The sequence below is a fragment of the Nocardia huaxiensis genome (assembly GCF_013744875.1).
In the GTDB taxonomy this organism is placed as follows: Bacteria; Actinomycetota; Actinomycetes; order Mycobacteriales; family Mycobacteriaceae; genus Nocardia; species Nocardia huaxiensis.
The window spans coordinates 5,807,303-5,828,924 of the sequence record NZ_CP059399.1; the positions used below are offsets into that span (position 1 = coordinate 5,807,303).

At 66.7% G+C, this 21,622-nt stretch carries 22 protein-coding genes; 7 read left to right on the forward strand and 15 right to left on the reverse strand.

Going from position 1 to position 21,622, the window contains the following annotated elements; translation table 11 throughout:
* Positions 1-4: 4 nt before the first annotated feature.
* Both H0264_RS26220 and H0264_RS26225 read left to right on the forward strand, forming a co-directional pair.
* Entirely contained in the window at positions 5-439 is a 435-nt protein-coding gene (locus H0264_RS26220; RefSeq protein WP_181580014.1) for a tautomerase family protein, read from the forward strand.
* Positions 440-596: 157 nt separating this feature from the next.
* On the forward strand, positions 597-1,088 hold the full coding sequence (locus H0264_RS26225; RefSeq protein ID WP_244975948.1) for a DJ-1/PfpI family protein: 492 nt from the start codon (positions 597-599) through the stop codon (positions 1,086-1,088).
* Here H0264_RS26225 and H0264_RS26230 read toward each other — a convergent pair.
* Entirely contained in the window at positions 1,085-1,687 is a 603-nt protein-coding gene (locus H0264_RS26230; RefSeq protein WP_181580015.1) for a TetR/AcrR family transcriptional regulator, read from the reverse strand. The genes H0264_RS26225 and H0264_RS26230 overlap by 4 nt on opposite strands.
* Before the next feature lie 95 nt (positions 1,688-1,782).
* Between H0264_RS26230 and H0264_RS26235 the strand changes: the two genes are divergently transcribed.
* The 3 genes from H0264_RS26235 (at position 1,783) to H0264_RS26245 (ending at position 4,012) form a co-directional block, all read left to right on the forward strand.
* Positions 1,783-2,268 (forward strand): nitroreductase family deazaflavin-dependent oxidoreductase, encoded by a 486-nt coding sequence (locus tag H0264_RS26235; protein ID WP_181580016.1) that lies wholly within the window; start codon positions 1,783-1,785, stop codon positions 2,266-2,268.
* Positions 2,269-2,567: 299 nt separating this feature from the next.
* Positions 2,568-2,891, forward strand: coding sequence for a hypothetical protein (locus H0264_RS26240; RefSeq protein WP_181580017.1), 324 nt, complete (start codon positions 2,568-2,570; stop codon positions 2,889-2,891).
* Positions 2,888-4,012 carry a tyrosine-type recombinase/integrase gene (locus H0264_RS26245; RefSeq protein ID WP_181580018.1) on the forward strand — a complete coding sequence of 375 codons (1,125 nt, stop codon included), beginning with the start codon at positions 2,888-2,890 and terminating at the stop codon, positions 4,010-4,012. The genes H0264_RS26240 and H0264_RS26245 overlap by 4 nt, the downstream gene beginning before the upstream one ends.
* Positions 4,013-4,473: 461 nt before the next feature.
* On the opposite strand, the gene H0264_RS26250 is transcribed toward H0264_RS26245, so the two are convergent.
* From H0264_RS26250 to H0264_RS26295, 10 genes are all read right to left on the reverse strand, one after another.
* Entirely contained in the window at positions 4,474-5,091 is a 618-nt protein-coding gene (locus tag H0264_RS26250; RefSeq protein WP_181580019.1) for a DUF1345 domain-containing protein, read from the reverse strand.
* Between the two features lie 85 nt (positions 5,092-5,176).
* Positions 5,177-6,532 carry a flavin monoamine oxidase family protein gene (locus H0264_RS26255; RefSeq protein WP_181580020.1) on the reverse strand — a complete coding sequence of 452 codons (1,356 nt, stop codon included), beginning with the start codon at positions 6,530-6,532 and terminating at the stop codon, positions 5,177-5,179.
* 39 nt (positions 6,533-6,571) lie between these two features.
* Positions 6,572-7,264 carry a transporter gene (locus tag H0264_RS26260; RefSeq protein ID WP_181580021.1) on the reverse strand — a complete coding sequence of 231 codons (693 nt, stop codon included), beginning with the start codon at positions 7,262-7,264 and terminating at the stop codon, positions 6,572-6,574.
* A 75-nt stretch (positions 7,265-7,339) separates the two neighbouring features.
* Positions 7,340-8,638 (reverse strand): NAD(P)/FAD-dependent oxidoreductase, encoded by a 1,299-nt coding sequence (locus H0264_RS26265; RefSeq protein ID WP_181580022.1) that lies wholly within the window; start codon positions 8,636-8,638, stop codon positions 7,340-7,342.
* A complete protein-coding gene (locus H0264_RS26270) occupies positions 8,635-9,015 on the reverse strand; it encodes a hotdog domain-containing protein (protein ID WP_181580023.1) in 381 nt (126 codons plus the stop codon). The genes H0264_RS26265 and H0264_RS26270 overlap by 4 nt, the downstream gene beginning before the upstream one ends.
* Positions 9,012-10,676, reverse strand: coding sequence for a flavin-containing monooxygenase (locus tag H0264_RS26275; RefSeq protein ID WP_181580024.1), 1,665 nt, complete (start codon positions 10,674-10,676; stop codon positions 9,012-9,014). The genes H0264_RS26270 and H0264_RS26275 overlap by 4 nt, the downstream gene beginning before the upstream one ends.
* Before the next feature lie 29 nt (positions 10,677-10,705).
* A complete protein-coding gene (locus tag H0264_RS26280) occupies positions 10,706-12,163 on the reverse strand; it encodes an aldehyde dehydrogenase family protein (RefSeq protein ID WP_181580025.1) in 1,458 nt (485 codons plus the stop codon).
* A 38-nt stretch (positions 12,164-12,201) separates the two neighbouring features.
* On the reverse strand, positions 12,202-13,296 hold the full coding sequence (locus H0264_RS26285; protein WP_181580026.1) for a Zn-dependent alcohol dehydrogenase: 1,095 nt from the start codon (positions 13,294-13,296) through the stop codon (positions 12,202-12,204).
* The gene (locus H0264_RS26290; RefSeq protein WP_181580027.1) at positions 13,293-14,090 is read right to left on the reverse strand and encodes an enoyl-CoA hydratase/isomerase family protein; all 798 of its coding nucleotides are present in this window, start codon (positions 14,088-14,090) and stop codon (positions 13,293-13,295) included. Before H0264_RS26290 ends, H0264_RS26285 begins: the two co-directional genes overlap by 4 nt.
* 10 nt (positions 14,091-14,100) lie before the next feature.
* A complete protein-coding gene (locus H0264_RS26295; protein WP_244975949.1) occupies positions 14,101-15,714 on the reverse strand; it encodes a class I adenylate-forming enzyme family protein in 1,614 nt (537 codons plus the stop codon).
* 216 nt (positions 15,715-15,930) lie between these two features.
* On the opposite strand from H0264_RS26295, the gene H0264_RS26300 reads away from it, so the two are divergent.
* Entirely contained in the window at positions 15,931-16,605 is a 675-nt protein-coding gene (locus H0264_RS26300) for a TetR/AcrR family transcriptional regulator (RefSeq protein WP_181580029.1), read from the forward strand.
* Here the strand turns inward: H0264_RS26300 and H0264_RS26305 are convergent.
* Genes H0264_RS26305 through H0264_RS26315 form a run of 3 tightly spaced genes read right to left on the reverse strand, consistent with a single transcriptional unit; the run spans position 16,580 to position 19,366 of the window.
* Positions 16,580-17,359, reverse strand: a complete 780-nt coding sequence (locus tag H0264_RS26305; protein ID WP_244975950.1) for a gamma-glutamyl-gamma-aminobutyrate hydrolase family protein — start codon at positions 17,357-17,359, stop codon at positions 16,580-16,582. The two genes, H0264_RS26300 and H0264_RS26305, sit on opposite strands and share 26 nt — an antisense overlap.
* Positions 17,356-18,711 (reverse strand): glutamine synthetase family protein, encoded by a 1,356-nt coding sequence (locus H0264_RS26310; protein ID WP_181580031.1) that lies wholly within the window; start codon positions 18,709-18,711, stop codon positions 17,356-17,358. The genes H0264_RS26305 and H0264_RS26310 overlap by 4 nt, the downstream gene beginning before the upstream one ends.
* Positions 18,704-19,366: a hypothetical protein gene (locus tag H0264_RS26315; RefSeq protein WP_181580032.1), complete on the reverse strand. Its 663-nt coding sequence runs from the start codon at positions 19,364-19,366 to the stop codon at positions 18,704-18,706. The genes H0264_RS26310 and H0264_RS26315 overlap by 8 nt, the downstream gene beginning before the upstream one ends.
* 152 nt (positions 19,367-19,518) lie before the next feature.
* Between H0264_RS26315 and H0264_RS26320 the strand changes: the two genes are divergently transcribed.
* Positions 19,519-20,484 (forward strand): alpha/beta hydrolase, encoded by a 966-nt coding sequence (locus tag H0264_RS26320; RefSeq protein WP_181580033.1) that lies wholly within the window; start codon positions 19,519-19,521, stop codon positions 20,482-20,484.
* Positions 20,485-20,537: 53 nt separating this feature from the next.
* Here the strand turns inward: H0264_RS26320 and H0264_RS26325 are convergent, their stop codons facing one another.
* Positions 20,538-21,590, reverse strand: coding sequence for a hypothetical protein (locus tag H0264_RS26325; RefSeq protein ID WP_181580034.1), 1,053 nt, complete (start codon positions 21,588-21,590; stop codon positions 20,538-20,540).
* Positions 21,591-21,622 lie beyond the last annotated feature (32 nt).

Genomic DNA, 21,622 nt, shown 5'->3' on the forward strand with positions numbered 1-21,622 from the left:
ATCCGTGCCTTTCACCGTCATCGCACCCCGCGGAGTTCTCACCGAAACCGGTGAGCGCCAACTGATCCCGCAACTCATCGAGGCCCTCATCGAGGCCAGCGGATTGACCGGCAACCCCTTCTTCACCCCGGTCGTCGGCGGCCACCTGCACCTACTCGACCCCGAACACGTCCATACCGGCGGCGTGAACCGTCCCGTCCTGCTCATCGAGCTCAAACTGCCCGGCATCGGCCTGCCCACCCCGCAGGACCGCGCCGCCTTCATCACCACGGCCACCGCGATCGCCACCAACCATGTCGTGTCCGGCCATGCCCCCGACGACATCTGGATCAACATCAGCTACGCCGCCGACGGCGGCTGGGGAATCGGCGGAGTCGCCTACAGCAACGACGCCCTGATCGCGGCCATCACCGACGCCGCACCCACACCCGCCGGCTGATCCACCCCGACTCCCCCGATCCGCTGCCGCCCGCACTCGCGGGCGGCACCCACATCCGACGAAAGACAGTTCATGACACCACTTCTCACCGGCAAGACGATCGCCTTCCTGACCGCCAACGAAGGCGTCGAACAGATCGAGCTACAGCACCCGTGGAATGCCCTGCGCGCCATGGGCGCGCACACCGTGCTGCTCGCCCCCGAACCGGGCTTCGTGCACGCGTTCCACCAATCTCGACCGCGCCGACCGCTTCCCGGTCGATCTGCGCACCACCGACGCGGCCGCAACGGACTACCACGCACTCGTCCTGCCCGGCGGCGTCGCGAATCCCGATATCCTGCGCCGAGATCCGGCCACACACCGCCTCCTGCGCGAAGCCCACCACGCACGCATCCCCATCGCCGCCATCTGCCACGGCCCATGGACACTCATCGACGCCGGACTCGTCACCGGCCGCACCATCGCCGCCTGGCCCAGCCTGGCCACCGACCTCACCAACGCCGGCGCGACGTGGACGACCGACGGCGTCCACACCGACGGCGACCTGATCACCGCACAGGGCATCGACGACGTCGAGGAATTCACGCAGGCACTGATATCCGCAGTGGCGCACCGTACAGCGCATGTGGTCGATCGACGATCGGCCTAGTCGCGGGCAGCCGTCAGGGCGGGGGCGACCCAGGTGGTGAGGTAGCCCCGTAGCGCAGCGCCGCGGCGCGGTGGGCGACCCGGATCGAGGGTGAAGGACTGCACGGTGCGCAGCATATGTTCGACGAGCTCGTCGAACCGGACATCGTCGAAGCCGGCGGCCGCCCAGTCGATGCTGAACCGCCGCAAGAGCGAGCGGCCGAATTCCAGTGCGGTGTCGGAAGTTACACCGGCCGAGAAGGCGCTCGCGCGGCCCGGGGCGAGGAGCAGGCCGAGATACTTCTCGTGCGGCAGGCGCTCGAGGGTGTAGGCGATTCCTTCGACCACGGCCGCGGCGGGATCGCGGATCTCACTCAGGTGCGCGGCCAGGACGTCGAGAAAATGCGCGGTCTGCGCGATGGCGGTCGCGGTCAGCAGTGCTTCAGTCCCGGGAAAGTACCGGTAGACGGTCTGACGGGTGACACCCAGCTCCCGCGCGACCTCCGCAATGGTGAAGTCGCCTCCGGACCGGTCGATCGCCACCCGCGCGGCAGCCAGTATCCGTTCGACGGCTTCGGTGTCATCGGCGGGTGTCGCCCCCGCCCATCCATGTGTGCGCACCCGCTCAGTTTCCCTCCTCGCCGATCGGAAGGGCTTGACCATACACCTACCGCCAGATGTATGGTCAGCGAAGCCCGCTGGACAGAAGGACCATCATGACGGCCACACCACCCCGCCCCACACAACTCGACTCCCCGCTGCTGCCGAAAATCTTCAAAGTCATGGGCAGAGCACAGGTTTGGACCTACCGGCGCACCGGTGGCCGCATCGGCGGGAAGTGGCGCATCGGCGCCGGATTCCGCAAGCCGGTACCGACCCTGCTCCTCGAACACCGTGGCCGCACCTCGGGAACGATCTACACCACACCGCTGCTCTACATCACCGACGGCCCCGACACGATCGTCGTCGCTTCACAGGGCGGGCTTCCCAAGCACCCGCAGTGGTATCGGAATCTGGTCGCCCACCCCGACATCCACATTCAGATCGGCCGCACCCGTCACCCCGTGCGGGCCGTCACCGCAGACCCACAGCAGCGCGCCCGCCTGTGGCCGATGCTCGTCGACGCCTACGCGGATTTCGACACCTACCAGGCCTGGACCGAACGGGAGATCCCCGTGGTCATCCTGCGCCCGCGCCCCTGACCTGATCGCGTTCCAGGACCGAGACCGCTCCGGTACCGGATCCGGGGCGAATCCGCGCAGATCCCATGACTGAAGTAACGTTCGGGAACGATTCTGCTCCGCCATCGCCCATCTACTGGTATACGAATCCCGCACATGCACCCGGTTTCCAGGATGCGACAAACCCGGCACAGGTCGAGGTTCCGCTCGCGGACATCGGGGCCTCCTCTCGAGTACGCATCGGATTGCCGATCGCGGCGATTCCCGAGCTCCCGGAATGGCAACGCACTTCGAATCGACAGCGCACATCCTTCCATGCGGTGAGCGCCGTAGACGAGGGCGGCCGGCTGAGCGTGAAGTGGTTGTTGCAGGCGCTGGGATGGGTGCCCGGCGACCGGCTCGAGGCTCATGTGCGCGGCCCGGTGATCGCAATGGGTCCGAGCGGATCGGCGCGCATTCGGCTTCCTCGTGATCACACGGTGCGGATTCCCGCGCTGTTGTGCCGCGCCGCGGGATTGCGGGGCGGCGACCGCGTCCTGGTGACCGCCGACACCGGCCACAACCGCCTGATCGTCTTTCCTCAGCATGTGCTCGACGCCATGGTCATTCGGCAACTCACCGACGAGAACGGAGCGACGAAATGAGCGATCCCGTCGTCAATTCCGATATCGCCGCTGCGATGATGCTCATCGATCGGCTGGGTGTGAGCATCGACGATCTGCACGACGCCGCCACACTGCAACGCACCGTCCCCACGTTCGCCGAATACATTCCCATCGTCTACAACGCGATGCCCGCCACCGCCACCAGAGACACCTACATGAGTTATTGGCAGAAGCTCTGGCCGAACAAGCGGCTCGACGAGCCGACCGTCACCGATTTCAAGGCCCTCATCGAAGCCACTCGCCAACAACGCCGGATCACCCGCAACGACCGCGGCGGCCGCGTAGCCGTCGAACACTTCTATCACGCCCTGCGCTGCCTGTACCGATTCGCTATCGACGACCGGTACATTGCCAGGACCAACGACCCCTCGGCGCGCTTGGACCGACCCCGTACATTGCCCTCGAACCGCCGAGCCCTTCCCAATGAGTTACTCGCGCAAATCAATTGCGCTGCCGCACAAGGGGGCAACGATCCACATCTCGATGCGCTGCTGCTGCGACTGCACACCGAGACCGCGTGCCGTCTCGGTGGAGCGCTCGCACTCAGGATTCAGGACCTCGATCCCGTCCAATCGGTGATCCTGTTGCGGGAGAAGGGACAAACCGAACGATGGCAACCCGTCACCCCCACCCTCATGGCCGCGCTGCAAGATCACTACACGGTCCGGATCCGCAGTGTCGATTCTGACCGGACCACGACCCGCAACGGCCGACCACTCAAGCCTGACTTTTCCGAATACCTGCTGCGCTATCGCAGCGGAATGCCGATCAGCAAGCGCCGATACGACCTCCTGTGGGAACGCATCGGGCGATCCGTCCCGCCGGTCGCCACCCACGGGGTCACCACCCACTGGCTGCGCCACACCACCTTGCGCTGGGTCGAACGAAACTTCGGCCATTCGGTCGCCAAAGCTTTCGCTGGACATTCGCTGCACAACACGCATGGTGCGACCACGATCTACACCCGCGCCGGCATCGAAGAAGTCGCGACGGCACTGGCCGCGATGACCGGCGAACCCCATCCCCTGGCCACCGGGCCCGGACTGCTCTGGCACCAAGCAGATCAGATCCCCTTCGATCCGATGGACATTCGCGTGTGACAATCGGTGCCACTGTTCCATTCGATTCCGGTCATTTTCCGGGCAGAATCGCCGCGGCCACACCGGAGCGCCAGGGCGGCCAAGTCGGCTGACCAGCCATCATGTCGATTCAGGCGGATTTGAACCTGCGCGCATCCGCATACGAGGTTCAAATCCGCCACCACAGGGCGGAAGCCCCATACGACTGGGTCATATGAGCCGACAGAGCGCAGCCAGACGATCTCCTACAAGCGCGACTTTCCCTTGCACGGCCAGAAAGCCAGGGCGCCCAAGGTTATTCATGCGCGTATGGGGCGATTGTCGCCTGGCGGATGAACACACGAGCAGGTGTGGCTATCGATCGGCTATCTGTTCATTGCTCGCACATCTCGGCGACGATCTGCTCGACGAACCCTGAGGCAGAATTGCTCGATGAGTGGGATTCCTCGCGCAGGTCCTGGCATGCGAGAACAGGGCGTCCATCACCCGACCAGACCCAAGACGAGGTTGATACTGCACGCGATGATCACCGTGCCGTAGATGTAGCTGAAGAGGCAGTGTTTGAGGACCTCGGAGCGGATGGCGGTTTCGGAGACGTTCGTATCCGAAACCTGGTAGGTCATACCGAGATTGAAGGAGAAGTAGCAGAAGTCGGTGTATCGCGGCGGGGTGTCCGAGTTGAAGTCGATGCCGCCTTCGGGCGCCTGGTAGTAGACCCGGGCATAGCGCGCGGTGTACAGCGTGTGCAGCAGGGCCCAGACCGTGAGTACGGCCGCCATGGCGAGGCCCGCGTACAGGGCCTTGTTCTCGTCGGTGCCCGAGCCCAGCAATATTCCGATGCTCGCGAGGCTGCCGACCAGGATGAGCAGGAGCGCGATATCGCCAACCCGGTCGTCGACGTCGGCGGCGGCGGCATGGGCGCGGGTTTCTTCGAAGTCCTTGGGCAGCAGTACTTTCAGGGTCCAGGCGATAGTGACTGCCGCAGCCGTGATGATGAGGATCAACAGGCCGAACGGCCACTGTCCCGAGGTGGTCCAGGCGATCACACCCGCGATCACGCCGACGACGAGCCCGACACCGAAACGCGCGACCCCGGTCATAGCCAGAGGATAACGCGCCCGGTGAGCGGTTCCCGGGTATCGGTCGCCGTGTGTCGGACAGAGCAGACCTGCGGGGCCTGGCCTGTCACGGCCGGCTCAGGCCCGCCAGTACGGCCTGCGCCGCTTGCTCGCCCGATGCGGCCGCGTCGGCGAGCGACGGCAAGTCGAGCTGATAGTCGCCGGCGAAGTGGAGGAGACCCAGCGGAGCCCGCAGCGTCGGAAGCGAGGTTCGTCGGCCGGGCGCCCAGAAGGGCACGACCCGATGGTGCCGCCGCACGATGCCTTCGCCCAATTTCCCTTCCAACTCGGGGAATACGGAGAGCAGGTCTTCGGTGAACCGTGCCACGATCTCCGCGTCGGACAGGTCGAACATGGCATCGGCCTGGGCGCCGCCGGCGAAACATGCCAGCGCGCCACCGGGTTTGCGGTCATCGCCCGTGCGCTTGGCCGCGGCGTGATTGAACATCGCTTGGAAGGACAGCTGTGGCGTCGAGACGGCGAAGTAGTCGTCCCAGCGCTGCACTCCGATCTCGTCGGTGAAGAATCCGGTGATCACGTAGCGGCCGTAGGCGATATCGCCGAAGGCACCCTCGTAGCGCGGTGCGAGATCCGGGATGATGCGTTCGGCGATGTCGGCGGGAACGGTCACGATCGCGCGCCGGGCTCGCAGTCGTGCCGGGCGATTCCCGTCGAGGTAGTCGACGATGACGTCTTCACCGTCCTGTCGCACCGATTGCACCGTCGCATTCAGCCGGATGCGGTCACCGAGGTCTTCCGCCAGGACGTCGGTCAGTGTCTGGTTGCCGCCCACCGGCAGTGAGAAGTTCGGGATCTTCGCCGGGTCTGCCAGGGCGAGGCCCACCGAGGTGACGAGCTGGGTGGCGGCGGTCTCCCCCACTTCGCATCCCATCCACTGTGCCGACCACGACCTGACGATGGCGGCTGCCAGCTCGGAGCGGACGCCCTTCAGTAGGTACGAGGCCGGTTTCGCGTCGAGCCGGGCTCGAATCCGCTGGGCGATACGAGACTGCGACTCCAGGAACGGCATGACCGCCAGGATGCGGGCGCCGACGATGGCCATACCGATGCGGTCCAGCATCGACATGCGCGTACGGAACATGAGCGCAAGGGGATTCGAGGTGTCGATCGTCCGGCCGTTCAGGTGCAGCGCGACGCTCTTGCCGGCGAGCGAGCCTCGTTCGATGCCGTGCCGGTCGAGGGCTTCGATCAATGTGCCTGTGCCCTCGGTGAATTGAGTGCCGACATTGATCCAGTAATCGCCCTGCCGGACGGTTTCGACGCGCCCGCCGGCGCGATCGGTGGACTCGAGGACAACCACGTCGGTTTCCGCGGACAGCGTGGTCGCGGCCGTCAAGCCCGCGATTCCGGCGCCGATGACGACTACCGTCGTTGTCTCGTCAGGTATTTCGTGCGTATTCATTCGAACTCCGTTGTTTCGATCGATGTGGACGCGCGGCGCTCAAGCCGTGACCGGTGTGCCGTTGACCGCTCTGGCGTCGGTGCGCTGGTTGTGCGCGTCGAACGCGCGGTAGGCACGGAAGTACGTGAACATCTGCAGGCCCCAGGTGGACAGCGCGCCGATGTAGAAGAGCGTGTGCTCGGCATCGTCGCCTGGGATGTGGACGAAGTCGTAGATGGAGGCGATGACGAATCCGCAGGCGGTGGCGACGGCGGTCCAGATGGCGTGCCCACGTTCGCCGATATCCCACAGCCGCTTGGCGAAGTACGCCAGGAAGAGCGTGGTGAGCACGTTGACGACGATGTAGAAGATCTTGCCGGGAGTGCCGATCTCGTCGGCGAATTGGCTGAGGACGAAGCCGGCCGCGCCCGCCACGGCAAACGCGGCGATGTCCACCGCCGCGGACGGTTTGTACCGGTGGGTCACGCTCATCAGTCCGAGGACCAGGATGAGTGTGATGCCGACTGAGCGGGAGAACGCGTCCAGGAAATACGCGAAGGCGTACATCGGGCTGTCGTGACCGGCTTTGATCAGGCCGTAGATCAGGAAGTTCGTACCCGAGGTGGCGACGATGATCCATTCGAGGCCGAGCAGGTAGTTCTTGTAGTTGCGAATGAACTTGATGCCGTAGGTGAATCCCACGATGATCATCCAGATGTCCGCGACCGCGAACAGCAGTTCTCGAATGGACATTGTTACTCCTTGAATTGGTGAATCAGACGACCTGCGCGGTGGCCGGAGCGCCGTGCGGTCGGGTCGAGCGGAGGGCTATTTCGTGAGGGCTGCCAGGCGGTCCGAGACACGGTCGGCGAGCCAGCCCGCGTAGAGCGCGGGTCCGCTGACGAAACTGGGGGCGAAGCGCTTTCGGCCGTGCCAGATCGCGGCAAGGTCGTCGTGCATTGCCTTACCGGCGGCGCTGTCGGCGAGCAGGTGACCGACGTACTGGGCCTGGGCGAAGCCGTGGCCATTGCAGGCGAGCGAGTAGAGCACGTTGTCGGAGGCCTCGCCGGCAACTGGAAGCCAGGTGGAGCTCATGCCGATCCAGCCGCCCCATGCGCTCTGCGCCTTGACATCTCGCAGGCCCGGGAAGCGGTCGTGGAATCCGCGGACCAGGTCGTCGGCGACCTTCGGGTCGGGTGTGCGGTCGGGCAGCGGGTTCCGTCCGGTCTGGAGCCGGCGGGTGCCGAACACGATGGTGCCCCGAGGTGTGACGCGGTAGCTCTCGAGGATCATGTGCAGCGTGACCATCGGTGCGCGACTGGTCCAGCCGATCTCGTCGAGCCGCTCGGCGGCGACCGGTTCGGTCTCGACCAGCGAAGTCCACACCGGAGTGGCGAGACGCTTCGGCGCGATGGACAGGCCCGCGCTGTAGGCATTGGTCGTCAGCAATGCCTTTCGCGCTCGCACCCTGCCGTCCGGGGTCGTGACGATGACCTGATCACCTGTGTCGGCGACATCGCGGGCCGGGCTGTGCTCGCAGACGCGCACACCGGACGCGATCGTCGCGGCCCGCAGACCGAGGACGAACTCACCCGGATTGAGCGTGCCGCCGACGCCCTCGCGCACGCCGCCCAGAAAGCCCTCCGGCAGCCCTGCTGCGCGGCCCTCGACGAACTCGGCCGACGATCCGGCCTCGGCCATCGCCTTCGCATTGCGACGCGCGTGCCGCAGCTGCCCCTTGGAGACCGCGGCCATCACGATGCCCTCGCGCTGGAAGCCGCAGTCGATCTCGTGGCGGGCGATGGCCTCTTCGGCGAAATGCACCGAATTCTCGGCATACCGGTACAAGTTGCGCAGGCGTTCGGGTTTGAGCAGCAGCCGGAGCAGCTCCGGATCGGCCGCGATGGAGTTCGTGATGTACCCGGCGTTGCGGGAACTGGCGCCCCAACCGAGGGTATGTGATTCGAGTAGCACCACATCGGCGCCGTTCTCGGCCGCGCGCAAGGCCGCCGACATACCGCCCACGCCACCGCCGATCACCACGACATCGCAGGTGATCTCCTTATCCAAGGACGCTTCCGAGTGGGCAGGTGTTGCCGCCCAACCGGTTTCGTGGAGTAGTTTCATGACGATCCCTTCTTTTCGTCGGGGATCACCGCGGTGCCACGGGCACGTACCGCGACCAGCGGTGATTCGAGAACTCGAGAGCGGCCGGAATCGCCGGCCGCGCGGCAGACCACACGGAGCTCGAAATCGACTGTGCGACTTCGGTTCCCCTTCTTCACCAGCCGGGCCTCGGCTTCGACGACATCGCCGCCGCGCACCGGGGCGAGGAATTCGACCAAGGAGTATCCGGCGAACAGGCCCTCATGGCCGTCGATCTCGATCGACAGGTCGGTGCCGACATCGCCGAACAGTTTCAAAGCGAACGCGCCGTCGACGAGGTTACCGGCGTAGTGGGCATCGGAGAAGGCGACGTACCGGCGATGGATTGCGGTGCTCATGAGATCTCCTCGTGGATCGGACCGAGAGTGCGGATCTGCGCCTGGCCGTCGATCTCGACGCCGGGGTAGCCGCGCTTGGCGATCTCGGTACACATGCGGCGGTACTTGCCGACACCGCCCACATATCCCATGAAGGTGCTGGGCTTACCTTCCACGTTCGAGCCTCGATACCAGGACTCGGTGGTTGCGTAAAGCGTTGCGGCGACGGTCTTTTCAGTGATGTCAACCCAGTCGCCCTGGCCTTCGGTGGTGGCCTCGACGACCGCGGCGCCGCGCTCGCGGGCGTGCTCCATCAGATCGGCGATCCAGTCGACGGCCTGCTCGATGGTCATCACCACATTGCTGGCGAGCGCGGGACTCTGCGGGCCCGCGACCATGAAGAAGTTGGGGAAGTCCGCGGTCATGATCCCGAGGTAGGTGCGGACACCGTCCTGCCAGGCGTCCTGCAGCTTCCGGCCGGACGCGCCGGTGAGTCCGAGCCCGTACAGCGGGCCGGTGAAGGCGTCGAACCCGATGGCGAGCACCAGGGCGTCGGCCTCGTACGCGTTCTTCGAGGTGACGATCGCGTTCGCGGTCATCGTCTCGATCGGCTCGTCACGCAGCGACACCACCGACACGTTGGGCCGGTTGAAGGTCTCGTAGTAGTCGGTTCCGAAGCAGCTGCGCTTGGCGCCGAAGGGGTGGTACCTGGGCACCAGCAGTTCGGCGGTGGCCGGGTCCCGGACGATTGCACGGATCTTGTCGTGCAGGAATTCCGCTGCGGTCCGGTTGGCTTCGGCGTCGACGAGCAGGTCGGCGAATTCGCCGCCGACGCCATTGAATCCGCTGAGCTCGTAGGCGAGTTCGTAGCGTCGCCGGCGTTCCTCGGCCGAGACGTCGAATGCCCTGTCAGCGGCGGGACGGTCGGGGATGCCGCCGGGCGAGTGCCGGCATTCCTCACGGATCGCCGGGTAGTCGTTCTTGATGGCTTCGATCTGCGCCGCGGACAGTTCTGTGTTGCGGGCCGGCATCACATAGTTCGGCGTGCGCTGGAAGACCGTGACGTGCTCGGCGACCTGCGCGATCAGCGGGATCGCCTGCACCCCGGACGATCCGGTGCCGATCACGGCGACCCGCTTGCCGGCGAGGTCGTCGAGAGTGATGTTCCAGCTGCTGGTGGAAACCTGGAGCCCGGTGAAGTTCCCGAGGCCGGGCACGTCGAAATCCTTCGGGGTGGAAAGTCCTCCGGCGCCCGAGATCAGGTAGCGGCCGCGCCGGGTTTCGCCGTTGTCCAGCCGCACCTCCCAGCACCGCTCGGCCGCATTCCAGGTGCCGCCGACCACGCGGGTGCCGAACGTGAAGTTCTTGCGCAGGTCGAAGCGGTCGGCGACATGGTTGATGTAGGCGAGGATCTCGGCTTGCGGCGCGAACCGCTGACTCCAGGTCCATTCCTGTTGGAGCGCTTCGTCGAAAGAGTACGAGTAGTAGATGCTCTCGACGTCACAGCGCGCACCCGGGTAGGTGTTCCAGAACCAGGTGCCGCCGACATCGGGTCCGGCTTCGAAGCCCGCGAAGGACCATCCGGCGGTGGTGAGCCGGTGTGCGAGGTAGAGGCCGGAGAATCCGGCGCCGACGCCGATGACGTCGACGATCCCGGTGTCTGCGGTGGAGGTGGAGTTCATGGAGAGTGCCGCTTTCGTCGAAGGGGTGATTACAGGGGAAGGTCGGGGGAATCGACGCCGACCACGCGGTCGCCGCAGAACACCCGGACGGATTCACCGGGAGCGTGACCACCGATTCCCGCAGTGCCCCAGAAGCTTTGGGCCGAGCCTTCGGCAAGATCGGCGATCTTCGCGCCGTTCACGCGCACCTCGCCGGACCGCACGCGCGCGCCGATGTCGATGGCGTGGTCGAGGTCGCGGCCGAAGACGTAGGCGTCCAGGCCCGAGGGGTTGGCGTTGGCCACGCGCAGGCCCTCCTCGTCGGATTCGACGCCATGCAGGGTGAGCAGCGGCCCGAACAGCTCGGCGGTCGCGACCGCCGCGTCGATACCCGAGGCGACCGTGGGCGACAGGAAGAAGCCGTCGAGCTCCGGCAGTTTCGCGGGCTGATCGATGACCGCGCCGTGGGCGCGCAGCGCGTCGATGCGGTTGTGCAGCGTGGCGAAGTGCGGGGCATTCGAGATGGGGCCGAGCTGGGTGTTCTCGTCCAGGGAGTGCCCGATCTCGAGGCGGGCCAGGCGATCCAGCAGTGCTTCGCGCAGGGGTTCGACAAGACTGGTGTGCGCCAGGACCTTTCCCGGTCCCTCGCACCACTGGCCGTTGAGTTTGGTCATTCCGTCGAGGAGTCCGTCGGCGGTGACGTCGATATCGGCGTCGGCCAGTACCAGTGCCGGGTTGTTGCCGCCGAGCTCGAGCTGGAGCACCTTGAAGTCCTCGGCCGCCGCGCGGGCGATGGCGCGACCGGCGTTCGGGCCGCCGGTGAAGGAGACGATCCGCACCCGGTGATCACCGGTGATCGCCGCACCCACATCGCCCGCACCGTGCACGAGTTGCAGTGCGCCCGATGGCAATCCGGCCGTGACGAAGCATTCGACGATGATCTGGGCGCTGCTGGGCGCGTGCTCCGACGGCTTGAGGATGACGGGGCATCCGGCGGCCAGCGCACTGGCCAGCTTCGCGGCGGGGATGAAACTCGGACCGTTCCAGGGGGTGAGGATGGCCGCGGGCCCCCACGGGACCTTGTACAACCGCACGTCGCGTCCGCCGGCCGCCAAGGCGGTACGCCGTGGGATGGCGCGCAGATCCGCTGCCGCGGAACGGATTCGATGCGGCAGGAACTGCGCGATCATGCGTGTCTTGGCGATCGGGACGCCGCTGGTGAGGGCATCGGTGTAGGCGATGTCCTCGATCCGGGACGCGACGAGGTCGGCTGCACGCTCGAGCACGGCGACGCGTTCCTCGCTCGCCGCGTCGTCCCAGCGTTCGAAGCCGTAGGACAGTTCGGCATGGCGCAGTGCGCGTTCCACGTCCTCGGGGCGGGTGGTGACGGCCCGGTGCACGGGATGGCCGGTATTGGGGTCCAGATTCCAGGCGTCCGGGATGGTCACGCACTCGGACCACGCGTCGGCGATGTAGTTGATCGGCTGGGGCAGTTGCGGATTCGACATCTGCGGTTCCTTCGGCGTTCGGGGCGGATTCGGCGGGGTCAGACGGTGAGGTCGGCGACGATGCGGGTCACCTCGCCGGACTTCATCGCCTCGAAGCCCTTGTCGAGCGCGCGGAATGGGATGATGTCGCTGACCATCTCGTCGAGCAGCAGGCTGCCCTGCAGGTACAGGCGGGCGAACTGGGTGATGTCCTCGTGCGCCTGGCCCGAGCCCATGTACGAGCCGATCAGGCGCTTTTCACCGAAGAAGAAATCTGCGGCCGGAACCGTCAATTGGGTTCCGTCGGGCGCGATTCCGACCAGGCACGCCGTCCCGGTGGCCCGCAGTACGGACAGGGCGGTGGCGGCGGTCCGCGCGGAGCCGACGGCCTCGAACGCGTAGTCCACGCCGTCACCGAGCAGGCGCGTGATCTCGGCGGGGACATCGGCCGCGCCGTTCACGGTGTGGGTGGCGCCGTAGGTGCGTGCCGCGGCGAGCCGGGCGTCGTCGAGATCCACGGCGACGATCGCCGACGCGCCGGCCAGCCGTGCGCCCTGGATGATCGCCGAACCCACACCGCCACAACCGATTACGGCGACAGTCGAGCCGGGTCGCACCTGCGCACCGCGGAATACCGCGCCGACACCGGTGATGACGCAGCACGAGAGCAGACAGCCCACCTCGAGGCCGACCTCATCGGGCATCTTCACCAGCGCGTTCTCCCGCATCAGCGTGTGGCGGGAGAACGCGCCCACATCACCGAGCCGCTCGACGACTCGGCCGTCGGGCAGCTGGAAGGCGGGGCGGGGACGCTGCCGGATCTGAGAAGCACGCTGACATTGGGTCGAATGCCCGACCTGACAGTTGCGGCACAGCCCGCACGAGGGCGTGAGCGCACCGACCACGCGATCACCCGGCCGCAGCGAAGACACTGCGGCCCCAACCGATTCCACGATGCCCCCCAGCTCGTGACCGACCACCACGGGCAGGTCGGCGTGCACGGTTCCGGTCATGTAGTGCAGATCGCTGTGGCACAGGCCGACATTCGTGACCGCGACACGGACCTCGTGGGGCTCCGGGTCGTCCACCTGGATCTCGGTGAACTCCAGAGGTTCGTTCAGCGCGGTGAGCAGCGCCGCTTCGGTGGTGATCATGATTGTCTCCGATCTCGATTGGTCGGTGCGGGCGCCGCCGACGCCGCGTTCTTGGCAGCCCAGAAGCCCGCGACGCCATCGCTGAAGGCGCCGGACTCCCAGGCCAGGCGGGCCGCTTCGTCCTCCCGCGCGAAGGCGGCCTCGATGTCTTCGGGACGCGGCCGCAGCAGCCCCAGATGCAGTGCGGTGATGCGGCGATCGGAGTTCCATTGCCGGGCAACCTCACTCGCGCGGTGCACGAGCAGTTCCGGGGCGACGATCTCGTCGAGCAGACCGATCCGCCGCGCCTCGTCCGCGCTGATCCGGTTCGAGCCCAGGATGATTCGCATCGCGTGGTTGCGGACCAGGCGGCGCATCAGAATGCTGGAGGCGTTGGAAATGATGATTCCGCGGTGGTTTTCGGGCTGGAAGTACTCGGCGGCAGGGCTGCCGATCCGGGCGTCGCAACACAGGGTGATCTCCGAGGCGCCGCCGACGGCGATCCCGTTCACGGCCGCGATCACGGGGACTTTCGTCTCGAGGATCGCGCGGGTGATGTCGTGGAAGGTGGCGAATGCCGCCTGCATCTCGGCATAGGTGGCCGGCGCCTGCCGCAGATCCTCACCGGCGGAGAAGGCCCGGCCCGCGCCCGTCAGCACGATCCCGCGTACGCACTCCCCCGCACCGAATCGGCGGATGGTTTGCGCGAGCAGCACTCGGGTGTCCCGGTCCAGGACGTTCAGCTTCGCGGGGCGGTTCAGTGTGAGTACCGCGATGTCCTCGTCGACGCGTACGTCCAGGTGGTTGTCGGTCATCTCCGGGTCCTCATCCGTCGTGCCGGGGAGGCTGCAGGTCGTAGGTGACGCCGGGGCGTTCGGCGGCCCGCGCGCGCAGCACCGGCTTCGACACCCGTTCGGACGGGGTACGCGGGAAGTCGTCGACGAACTCCACGTAGCGCGGAATTTTGAAGCGCGCCAACTGCTCTCGTGCGGCATCGACGATCCGGCGTGCGGTCGCCTCGCTCCTCTCGACGCCGGGAGCCAGTTGCACGAAGGCTTTGACCTCCTCGCCGAACAGGTCGTCCGGCACGCCGAGCACAGCGCTCGCGACGACGCTGCGGTCGCGTTCCAGCGCCCTTTCGACCTCGGCGGCGGCGATGTTCTCGCCGCCGCGCCGGATCATGTCCTTGGTCCGGCCCACCAGGCGGTAGCCGCCCGCTTCGCGGATCGCGATATCGCCGGTGTGCAGCCAGCCTCCGCGTAGCACCTGCGCGGTGTCACCGGGCCGGTTCCAGTAGCCGAGCATCATCGGCACGCCCGAGGTGATCAGTTCACCGGGCTGTCCCTCGGCGACGTCCATCCCCTGCGGGTCGACCACCCGGACCTTTTTCGTGGGCACCGGGCGGCCCAGCCGGCCAGTGCCGACGTCCGCGGTGTCCTCGGGCAGGCTGACCAGGTCGACGCCGCTCTCGGTCATCCCGAAGATCTCCCGCCACGGTGCGCCCCAGCGCTGTTCGAGCTGCGCGTGCAGTGCCACCGGGATGGCCGAGCACAGCACGATGCGCAGCTCGTTGTCGCGGTCCCGGATATCGGGTGGCTGCTTGAACAGCAGGGTCGGCATCGAGCCGAGCACGTAGCAGAACGTGGCCCGGTGTCTGCGCACAGCGGCCATGAATCCCGAGGCCGAGAACCGGGGCAGCACCACCAGCGGCGCGCCGATCGTCAGGCACAGCGCGGTGTTCCACTGCGGATCCATATAGGAGAACGGCTGCGACGTGAGCGCCACATCGCCTGGGCCGAGGCCCGCGGCATGGGCGCAGACCCACCCGAGTCTGGTCCAGTAGTCATGGGTCAGCATGCAGGCCTTCGGGAATCCGGTTGTCCCCGAGGTGTATTGGAGGTTGGCGAGCGTCGCGCCGGTGGTGCCGACCACGGGAGCCTGCGCGGGGAAGCGTGCGAGGTCCCCAGATTCGGCGACCTCGATAACCCGGACATCGGCCAGATCGCTGTTCGCGACGCGCACCTCGTCGGCGAGCGGTGCGTGTGCCGCGTCGGTGAACACCAGCCGCGCACCCGAATCCCGGAGTACGAATTCCAGATCCGCACGCCGATAGGCCGAGTTCACCGGCACGGCGACTCCGCCCGCGGCGAGGATCGACAACCAGGCGACCGGCCACCACACTTCGTTGGGCAACAGGATCGCGACCCGGTCGCCCGGACGGACGCCGTCCTCCTCGACCAGCCGCCGCGCCAGACGTGCAGTCCAGTCGGCGATCTCACCGAAGGTCCAGGAACCGTCCTCGAACCGGAGAAACTCGCGATCGCGGGAATGCAGGGCCCGATGCGCCAGCAGCCCGACAAGGGTGTCGATCGGCGGGTCCACGGCCAGGCGATCGAGTTCGCCGGCCTGTTCTGGATGGACTGAATCTTCGTGGATCACGGGGAGTCCTCTTCGGAGTTTTGCGATGGCGAGCGGCTCGTAGATCGGAGCCGGCTTGTGACGCCAGTCATAACGATAAACCGACACGATCATTTGATCAAGTCATATGATCCAGTCAATGAAAAATGCAGGCCAGCTGTACGCAACCCGCCTTTACGGCTGGTAATGTCAGAATTGACTTGATCAAACGATCGGAAATCTCGACAGGAGTAGCGCATGGCACGCATCCCCACCGCCGAACGGCGCGCTGATCTGGTGGCCGCCGCGGTCCGCATGATCGCCGCCCGTGGCGTGGACGGGGCGACCACCCGCTCCATCGCGCAGGAGGCCGGCGCCCCGCTGGCCACCCTGCACTACTGCTTCGCCACGAAGGAGCTGCTGTTCGCGGCCGTCTTCGAGCATGTCGCCGCGCAGTACCGGGATGTGTTGACGCGCAACGATGTTCACGGCGATGTGCCGACCAGCGCGCGGGCCCTGCTGCGCGGGGTGATGGAGTGGTACCTCGCGAATCCGGACCTCGGCGCGGCCATCATCGAATTGATCAGCTGGGCCCGACGCCAATCGGACAAGCAGGCCGAGATGGTCTACAGCGAGGCGTACACGACCATGCGCAGGATCATCGACTCCGCCGCGACCGCCTCGGGCGAGGTGATCGCGCCGGACACCGTCGAGGCGCTGATCTACATGGTGTCCGCCCTGTCGGACGGGTTCGCCCTCAACTGGCTGGTGTTCACCGATGACGCTGCGGCACGGCGTCAGATCGAGCTCACCCTGGGCGCACTGGACGCCTGGATGGCGGTCAATCTCGGGGCCGAGCCCGGCGCACAGCGTCCGCAGCCCGCACCCGAGGAAGCCCCGCGGCCACTCATGTCCTGGGTGAACATGCGCTGACCCGGTTCGCTTCGGCGACAAGCCAGTTCAGCGACGGATCGGTCCGTTCCATCCACTCCGGATGCCATTGGACGCCGAGCACCGGCCGGCCCGGCAGTTCGACCGCCTCCACGACGCCGTCGGCTGTGCGGCCGGTGACGATAAGACCGGTACCGCAGCGGTCGACCGCCTGGTGGTGCCAGGAATTCGTCACCGCGCTCGCACCGAAGATCCGTTCCGCGACCGATCCGGGCTCGAATCGCACCTTGTGATCGTCCGCGCCGTCGGTGATCGGTGGCGACATCGACAGGTGCTCAACCGAACCCGGCGGCAGATGCGGAATCAGGGTGCCGCCCAACGCGACATTGAGAATCTGCAGACCACGGCACACGCCCAGTACGGGGACGTCCCGGTCCAGAGCGGCGCGGACCAGCGCGATTTCGAACCGGTCGCGTTCGACATCGTGAACCATCGGATCATCGCGCGGATCCACGTCCCCGACCACCGCCGGATCGCCACCCCAGCACGCGGGGTGCACATCCTGGCCGCCGGTGATGATCACGCCGGAAAGCCAGTGGCACAACGCTTCCGGATCGGCGTCGTAGGGCAGGTTCACCGGAACTCCGCCCGCCCCGGCGATCCGCTCCGAGAAGTCGGACATGAAGGTGTCGGCGAAGAGATGGCCGTAGCGGGGGTCCAATCCCTGGACCAGCCCGAGCCGGACCCGCCGGCCGGTGGTGCCGATCAGCGGCCGGGTCGTCTCGCGCGCGGTCACGGGAACTCGAAGTATCGGGCCGATTCCCATTCCGACAGTTCGGCGAACGGGTCGCCGCCGGTGGTGTGGAACTGCATCCACTCCCAGCGGCGCGTGCCGACCCAGTAGTCGACGAATTCGTCGCCGAGCTGCTCGCGCAGGATCGGATCGGCCTCGAGCGCGGCGGCCGCCTTGGTGATCGTGTCGGGCAAACGCTCCAGATCCGGTACGCACCAGGCCAAATCGCTGACCGGCTCGGGTGGTTCGAGCGCGCCGTCGAGTCCGGCGACCACGCCCGCGAGAATGGTCGCGACCGCGAGATACAGATTCGCGTCCGCGCCGGGCAGCCGGTACTCGAGCCGGGCCTGGGCAGGATGGCCGCACACCGCGCGCACCGCAGTGCTCTTGTTGGCGATACCCCAGGTCACGGTGGTCGGCGGACCGCTCAGATCGACCAGGCGGCGATAGGAGGTGATCTGCGGCAGCATCACCGAGGTCGCGCCGCGCATGGTCACGAGCAGTCCGGCCACTGCGTGCCGCATGGTGGCCGATGGGCCGTCGGGCGCATAGAAGGCGTTGACCCCGTCGCGTTGCAGGGACAGATTCACATGCGACGCCTGCCCGTATCCGGCGGTCGGCTTGGCCATGAAGGTCACGGTGCGACCGAGTTCGAAGGCCACCTCCCGCATGACCTGCCGGGCGCGAGCCCAGTTGTCGCACACCGACAGTGGATCGCCGGGCACCAGATTCAATTCGACCTGACCGGCCGCGTCCTCATCGCTCCAGGCTTCCCACTCGATGCCGATCTCGTCCAGGCGACGCGCGACGGCCGACATGTACTCCACCCAATCCTTGGACTTGGCAAGGTGATACGCGGTCCCGGCGGAACCGCCGAGCGGGGTCAGGTCGCGGTATCCCTTGGCCCGCGCCTCGTGGATGGATTCCTGGAACAGGGTCGCCTCGATCTCCACCGCGACGGTCGCGGTGTACCCGCGGGTCGCCAACCGCTCGACCAGGGCACGGGCCAGATTGCGCGGACAGATCCCGATCGGGCTGCCGTCGGCCTGCCAGTAGTCGCCGATCACCGAACGCAGGCCGGGCTCCCATTCGATCAGCGTCGACAGATCGGGCCGGAACTGCACGTCGGAGACATGCCCACGCCATTCCGGGAAGGGAAATCCGAAGGTCGGCGCATTGCCCAGGTCGAGGCCGAACAGCAGATCGGCCATCGCGAACCCCGACCCCGCGCTCGCGGCGAACTTCTTGCGCGCCACGTTCTTTCCGAGGAAACAGCCCTCGTGATTGGTGGCCTCGAGCCGGACGGTGTGCACCGACTCATCGAGATCGATAGTGGCGGTGGCGATTTCAGACATCGTAACGAACCTTCCAGGAAGCGGCGACCAGCACCGACAGCTGCGAGAGCGTGCCGCGCACGCCGACCAGGCCGGTGGACAGCGCGGCGATCAGATCGTCGGCACCCGAGAAGATCCCGGCCAGCAACTCCGGCGGCCCCGCGATGACATAGTGCGTATCGCCCGCACCGACGACGTGCTGATCGATGCCGTCCGGGCCTTCGGTGATCGCCACGAGCATGTCGGGAATGCCCGGCACCGATCGCGCGGCGGCCCAGAACGACTCCGCGGCCTCCCGCCAGTCCGGCAGCGGCGGCGACAGCAGCGCCTGCACCGCCACAGCGAGATCAGTTGCGCCACTGGGCTCTCCGACCAGGGCGCACCGCCCGTTCAGGTCAACGGTCACCGACACGTCGGGCTCGACGAATACGCCGCTCGACACCGCGACGACATCGCCGGCGATGGTGACCGTGACGGCCTGCGGGGTGTCGTGGGAGCGAACCGCGATGGTGCCCTCGCATGCCGCGACGGAGTCCCTGCCGTTGGCGCGTACGGAATCGGCGATAGTGCGGCCGATCAACCGGACCATCGGACTGGCATCGTCCTCGATCCGAATGTCGACCCCGCCGACCGCGTCAGCCTCGCGTACCGCGAGACCGATCGTCGTTTCGGTCATCTGATTGTCCTTTCGATTCGACGAGATCGCGTGCGCGGCAGACCAGCGACAGGAGATCCCGGTGACACAACTTCATAGTCAAATGACTAAGTCATGTGACTATGATCGTGAGGCACAGATCACGTCCTGTCAACGACTTGCGAGGCTTTCCCATGAACGACAGCACCCCGGGCTGGTGGAATCTGCTCGACGACAACGCCGCCGCCATGGCCAGAATCTTCGGCCAGATCATCCCGAAACCCCTGCGCGAGCTGGGATCGGAGCAGGCCAGAACATTGGCGAACACCCAAGCGCCACCCGAGCCGATCACAGCACTGAATCAAGTTGATCAACTGACCATATCCACGCGCGCAGATACGATCACCGCTCGCCTGTACCGCGCGGACGGCATCACCGGCGGCGACTTCGCACCCGCGCTCGTCTACCTGCACGGCGGCGGTTTCGTCCTGGGCACCCTGGATGGCGCGGACGAGCTGTGCCGTGCGATCGCCGCGGGCTCCGGCTGGACCGTCGTATCCCTGGAATACCGCCTGGCCCCCGAAAACCCTTACCCCGCAGCACTACACGACGGCATCGACGCCTTCTCCTGGCTGATCGAGAACGCCCCCGAACTCGGCATCGACCCGAACCGTATCGCCATCGCAGGCGACTCCGCCGGCGGCAACCTCGCCGCCGCCCTCTGCCTGCACCGCCGCGACGCGGGCCTGCCCCTCCCCCTCACCCAGATACTCGCCTACCCCGCCGTCGACGACACCTTCTCCACCCCCTCCTGGACGGATTTCGCCGACGCTCCCCTGCTCAGCGCCGCCGACGCCCGCTGGTGCTGGGAACAGTACGTCGGCCCGAACCACCCCGGCGGCGACCAACTCGCCGCACCCCTGCGCGCCGCCTCACTCCGCGACCTCCCACCCGCCCTGATCCTCACCGCCGAAGTCGACCCCCTCCGCGACGACGCCGAGGCCTACGCCGCCCGCCTCTGGCGCGACGAAGTCCCGGTAACCCTGACCAGATACCCCGGCGTCTTCCACGGCTTCCTCTCCGAGGTCGCCCTGTTCCCCCAAGCCAAGCACGCCATCGACGAAATATGCCTGCACCTGGGCCAATTCGCGCACATGTAGGACACCTGCACATCAGGTGCCGTCCTTCCAGGTGACCTGCAGCAGCCGACGGATCAGTAGTTGAAGTCCGGTGCGTCGAGGGGAACGACCGGCGGCCACGGGTTGTGATGCATGTCGTTGTCGTGGATCGGCATCCCGTGGAACCAGCCGTGGGTGCGGTCGGCGGGGGTGGTGTGCCGGGCGTCGATGTAGTCCAGGTGCAGCCAGGACCATTGTTCGGAGGCAGGGCAGGGACCAGTGCGCAGGCTGGGGTCACTGACCACATCGGATTGGACGAGAACGTCGAGGTGATAGGCCGCGGAGAACCAACGGGCGGTGTCGCGTTCGGCAGTTCGGGCGTCGCGGTGCCAGGTGGTGCTGCGCGCACGGTCGTCGCCGAGACCGCCCGTGCCGATCGAGCGGGCGGCCAAGCGACGGACCACGGGCGCGGCTTCGGCCAGGTCCGCGTACAAGCCTTGGGTGACAAGGGAATTGGCGTAGTGACCGGGCCCGTTCACCGAGATCATCACGCCGCCGGGTATCCGGCGGTCATGATGGCGACGCAGGTGCGCACCGGTGTGGAACAGTTGCACACTGCCTTTGAACAAGCGCAGCACCCCGTCGCACCCGCGCAGCGGGATGGCCTCCGTGTAGATGATGTCGGGCTGAATGGGCGCCAGTTCGATGAGATACAGCGACGCCAACTCGCTGCACAGACGCACGAATTCGAGGCCCGGCCGGGCATACGCGAGCCGACGATCGTTGAAAATGACGAGGAAGGCACTGCTTTCGCCGCGGGCGGCCCGTTCCTTCCAGATGCGGCGGCCCTCGGCGATCCGCGCGGCGACCGCGTGCGGGCCGGCCGCCAGAATCTGCTCGCCGATCCAGCACAGGTCCATCGCCAATCCGCGCGCCGGCTTGCCCGTCTTGGTGGCCATTCTCCCGAAAACGCAAGGTTGATGCCGCGCGACCCAGTCGAGAAACGCCGCCCGTTTCACCTCCTCGCCGGTGTCGGACAGCAGGATCTCGTGGGCGCTGTCGATATCGGGGCCGAACGATGTGCCGGGCGGGTACTGCGGAAGTTCGCCAAGTGTGTTGAGCGACAATCCATCCGGAATCGGTGTCATCGTGACCTCGGTGTCGGGGGCGATGAAGCTCT

Bases quoted from the DNA above. Each gene is read 5' to 3' on its own strand.
- H0264_RS26235 (WP_181580016.1), top strand. From the start codon at position 1,783: ATGACGGCCACACCACCCCGCCCCACACAACTCGACTCCCCGCTGCTG.
- H0264_RS26225 (WP_244975948.1), top strand. From the start codon at position 597: ATGCCCTGCGCGCCATGGGCGCGCACACCGTGCTGCTCGCCCCCGAAC.
- H0264_RS26265 (WP_181580022.1), bottom strand. From the start codon at position 8,638: ATGAAACTACTCCACGAAACCGGTTGGGCGGCAACACCTGCCCACTCG.
- H0264_RS26280 (WP_181580025.1), bottom strand. From the start codon at position 12,163: ATGTCGAATCCGCAACTGCCCCAGCCGATCAACTACATCGCCGACGCG.
- H0264_RS26315 (WP_181580032.1), bottom strand. From the start codon at position 19,366: ATGACCGAAACGACGATCGGTCTCGCGGTACGCGAGGCTGACGCGGTC.
- H0264_RS26260 (WP_181580021.1), bottom strand. From the start codon at position 7,264: ATGTCCATTCGAGAACTGCTGTTCGCGGTCGCGGACATCTGGATGATC.
- H0264_RS26310 (WP_181580031.1), bottom strand. From the start codon at position 18,711: ATGTCTGAAATCGCCACCGCCACTATCGATCTCGATGAGTCGGTGCAC.
- H0264_RS26255 (WP_181580020.1), bottom strand. From the start codon at position 6,532: ATGAATACGCACGAAATACCTGACGAGACAACGACGGTAGTCGTCATC.
- H0264_RS26325 (WP_181580034.1), bottom strand. From the start codon at position 21,590: ATGACACCGATTCCGGATGGATTGTCGCTCAACACACTTGGCGAACTT.
- H0264_RS26300 (WP_181580029.1), top strand. From the start codon at position 15,931: ATGGCACGCATCCCCACCGCCGAACGGCGCGCTGATCTGGTGGCCGCC.
- H0264_RS26275 (WP_181580024.1), bottom strand. From the start codon at position 10,676: ATGAACTCCACCTCCACCGCAGACACCGGGATCGTCGACGTCATCGGC.
- H0264_RS26320 (WP_181580033.1), top strand. From the start codon at position 19,519: ATGAACGACAGCACCCCGGGCTGGTGGAATCTGCTCGACGACAACGCC.
- H0264_RS26250 (WP_181580019.1), bottom strand. From the start codon at position 5,091: ATGACCGGGGTCGCGCGTTTCGGTGTCGGGCTCGTCGTCGGCGTGATC.
- H0264_RS26285 (WP_181580026.1), bottom strand. From the start codon at position 13,296: ATGATCACCACCGAAGCGGCGCTGCTCACCGCGCTGAACGAACCTCTG.
- H0264_RS26245 (WP_181580018.1), top strand. From the start codon at position 2,888: ATGAGCGATCCCGTCGTCAATTCCGATATCGCCGCTGCGATGATGCTC.
- H0264_RS26270 (WP_181580023.1), bottom strand. From the start codon at position 9,015: ATGAGCACCGCAATCCATCGCCGGTACGTCGCCTTCTCCGATGCCCAC.
- H0264_RS26290 (WP_181580027.1), bottom strand. From the start codon at position 14,090: ATGACCGACAACCACCTGGACGTACGCGTCGACGAGGACATCGCGGTA.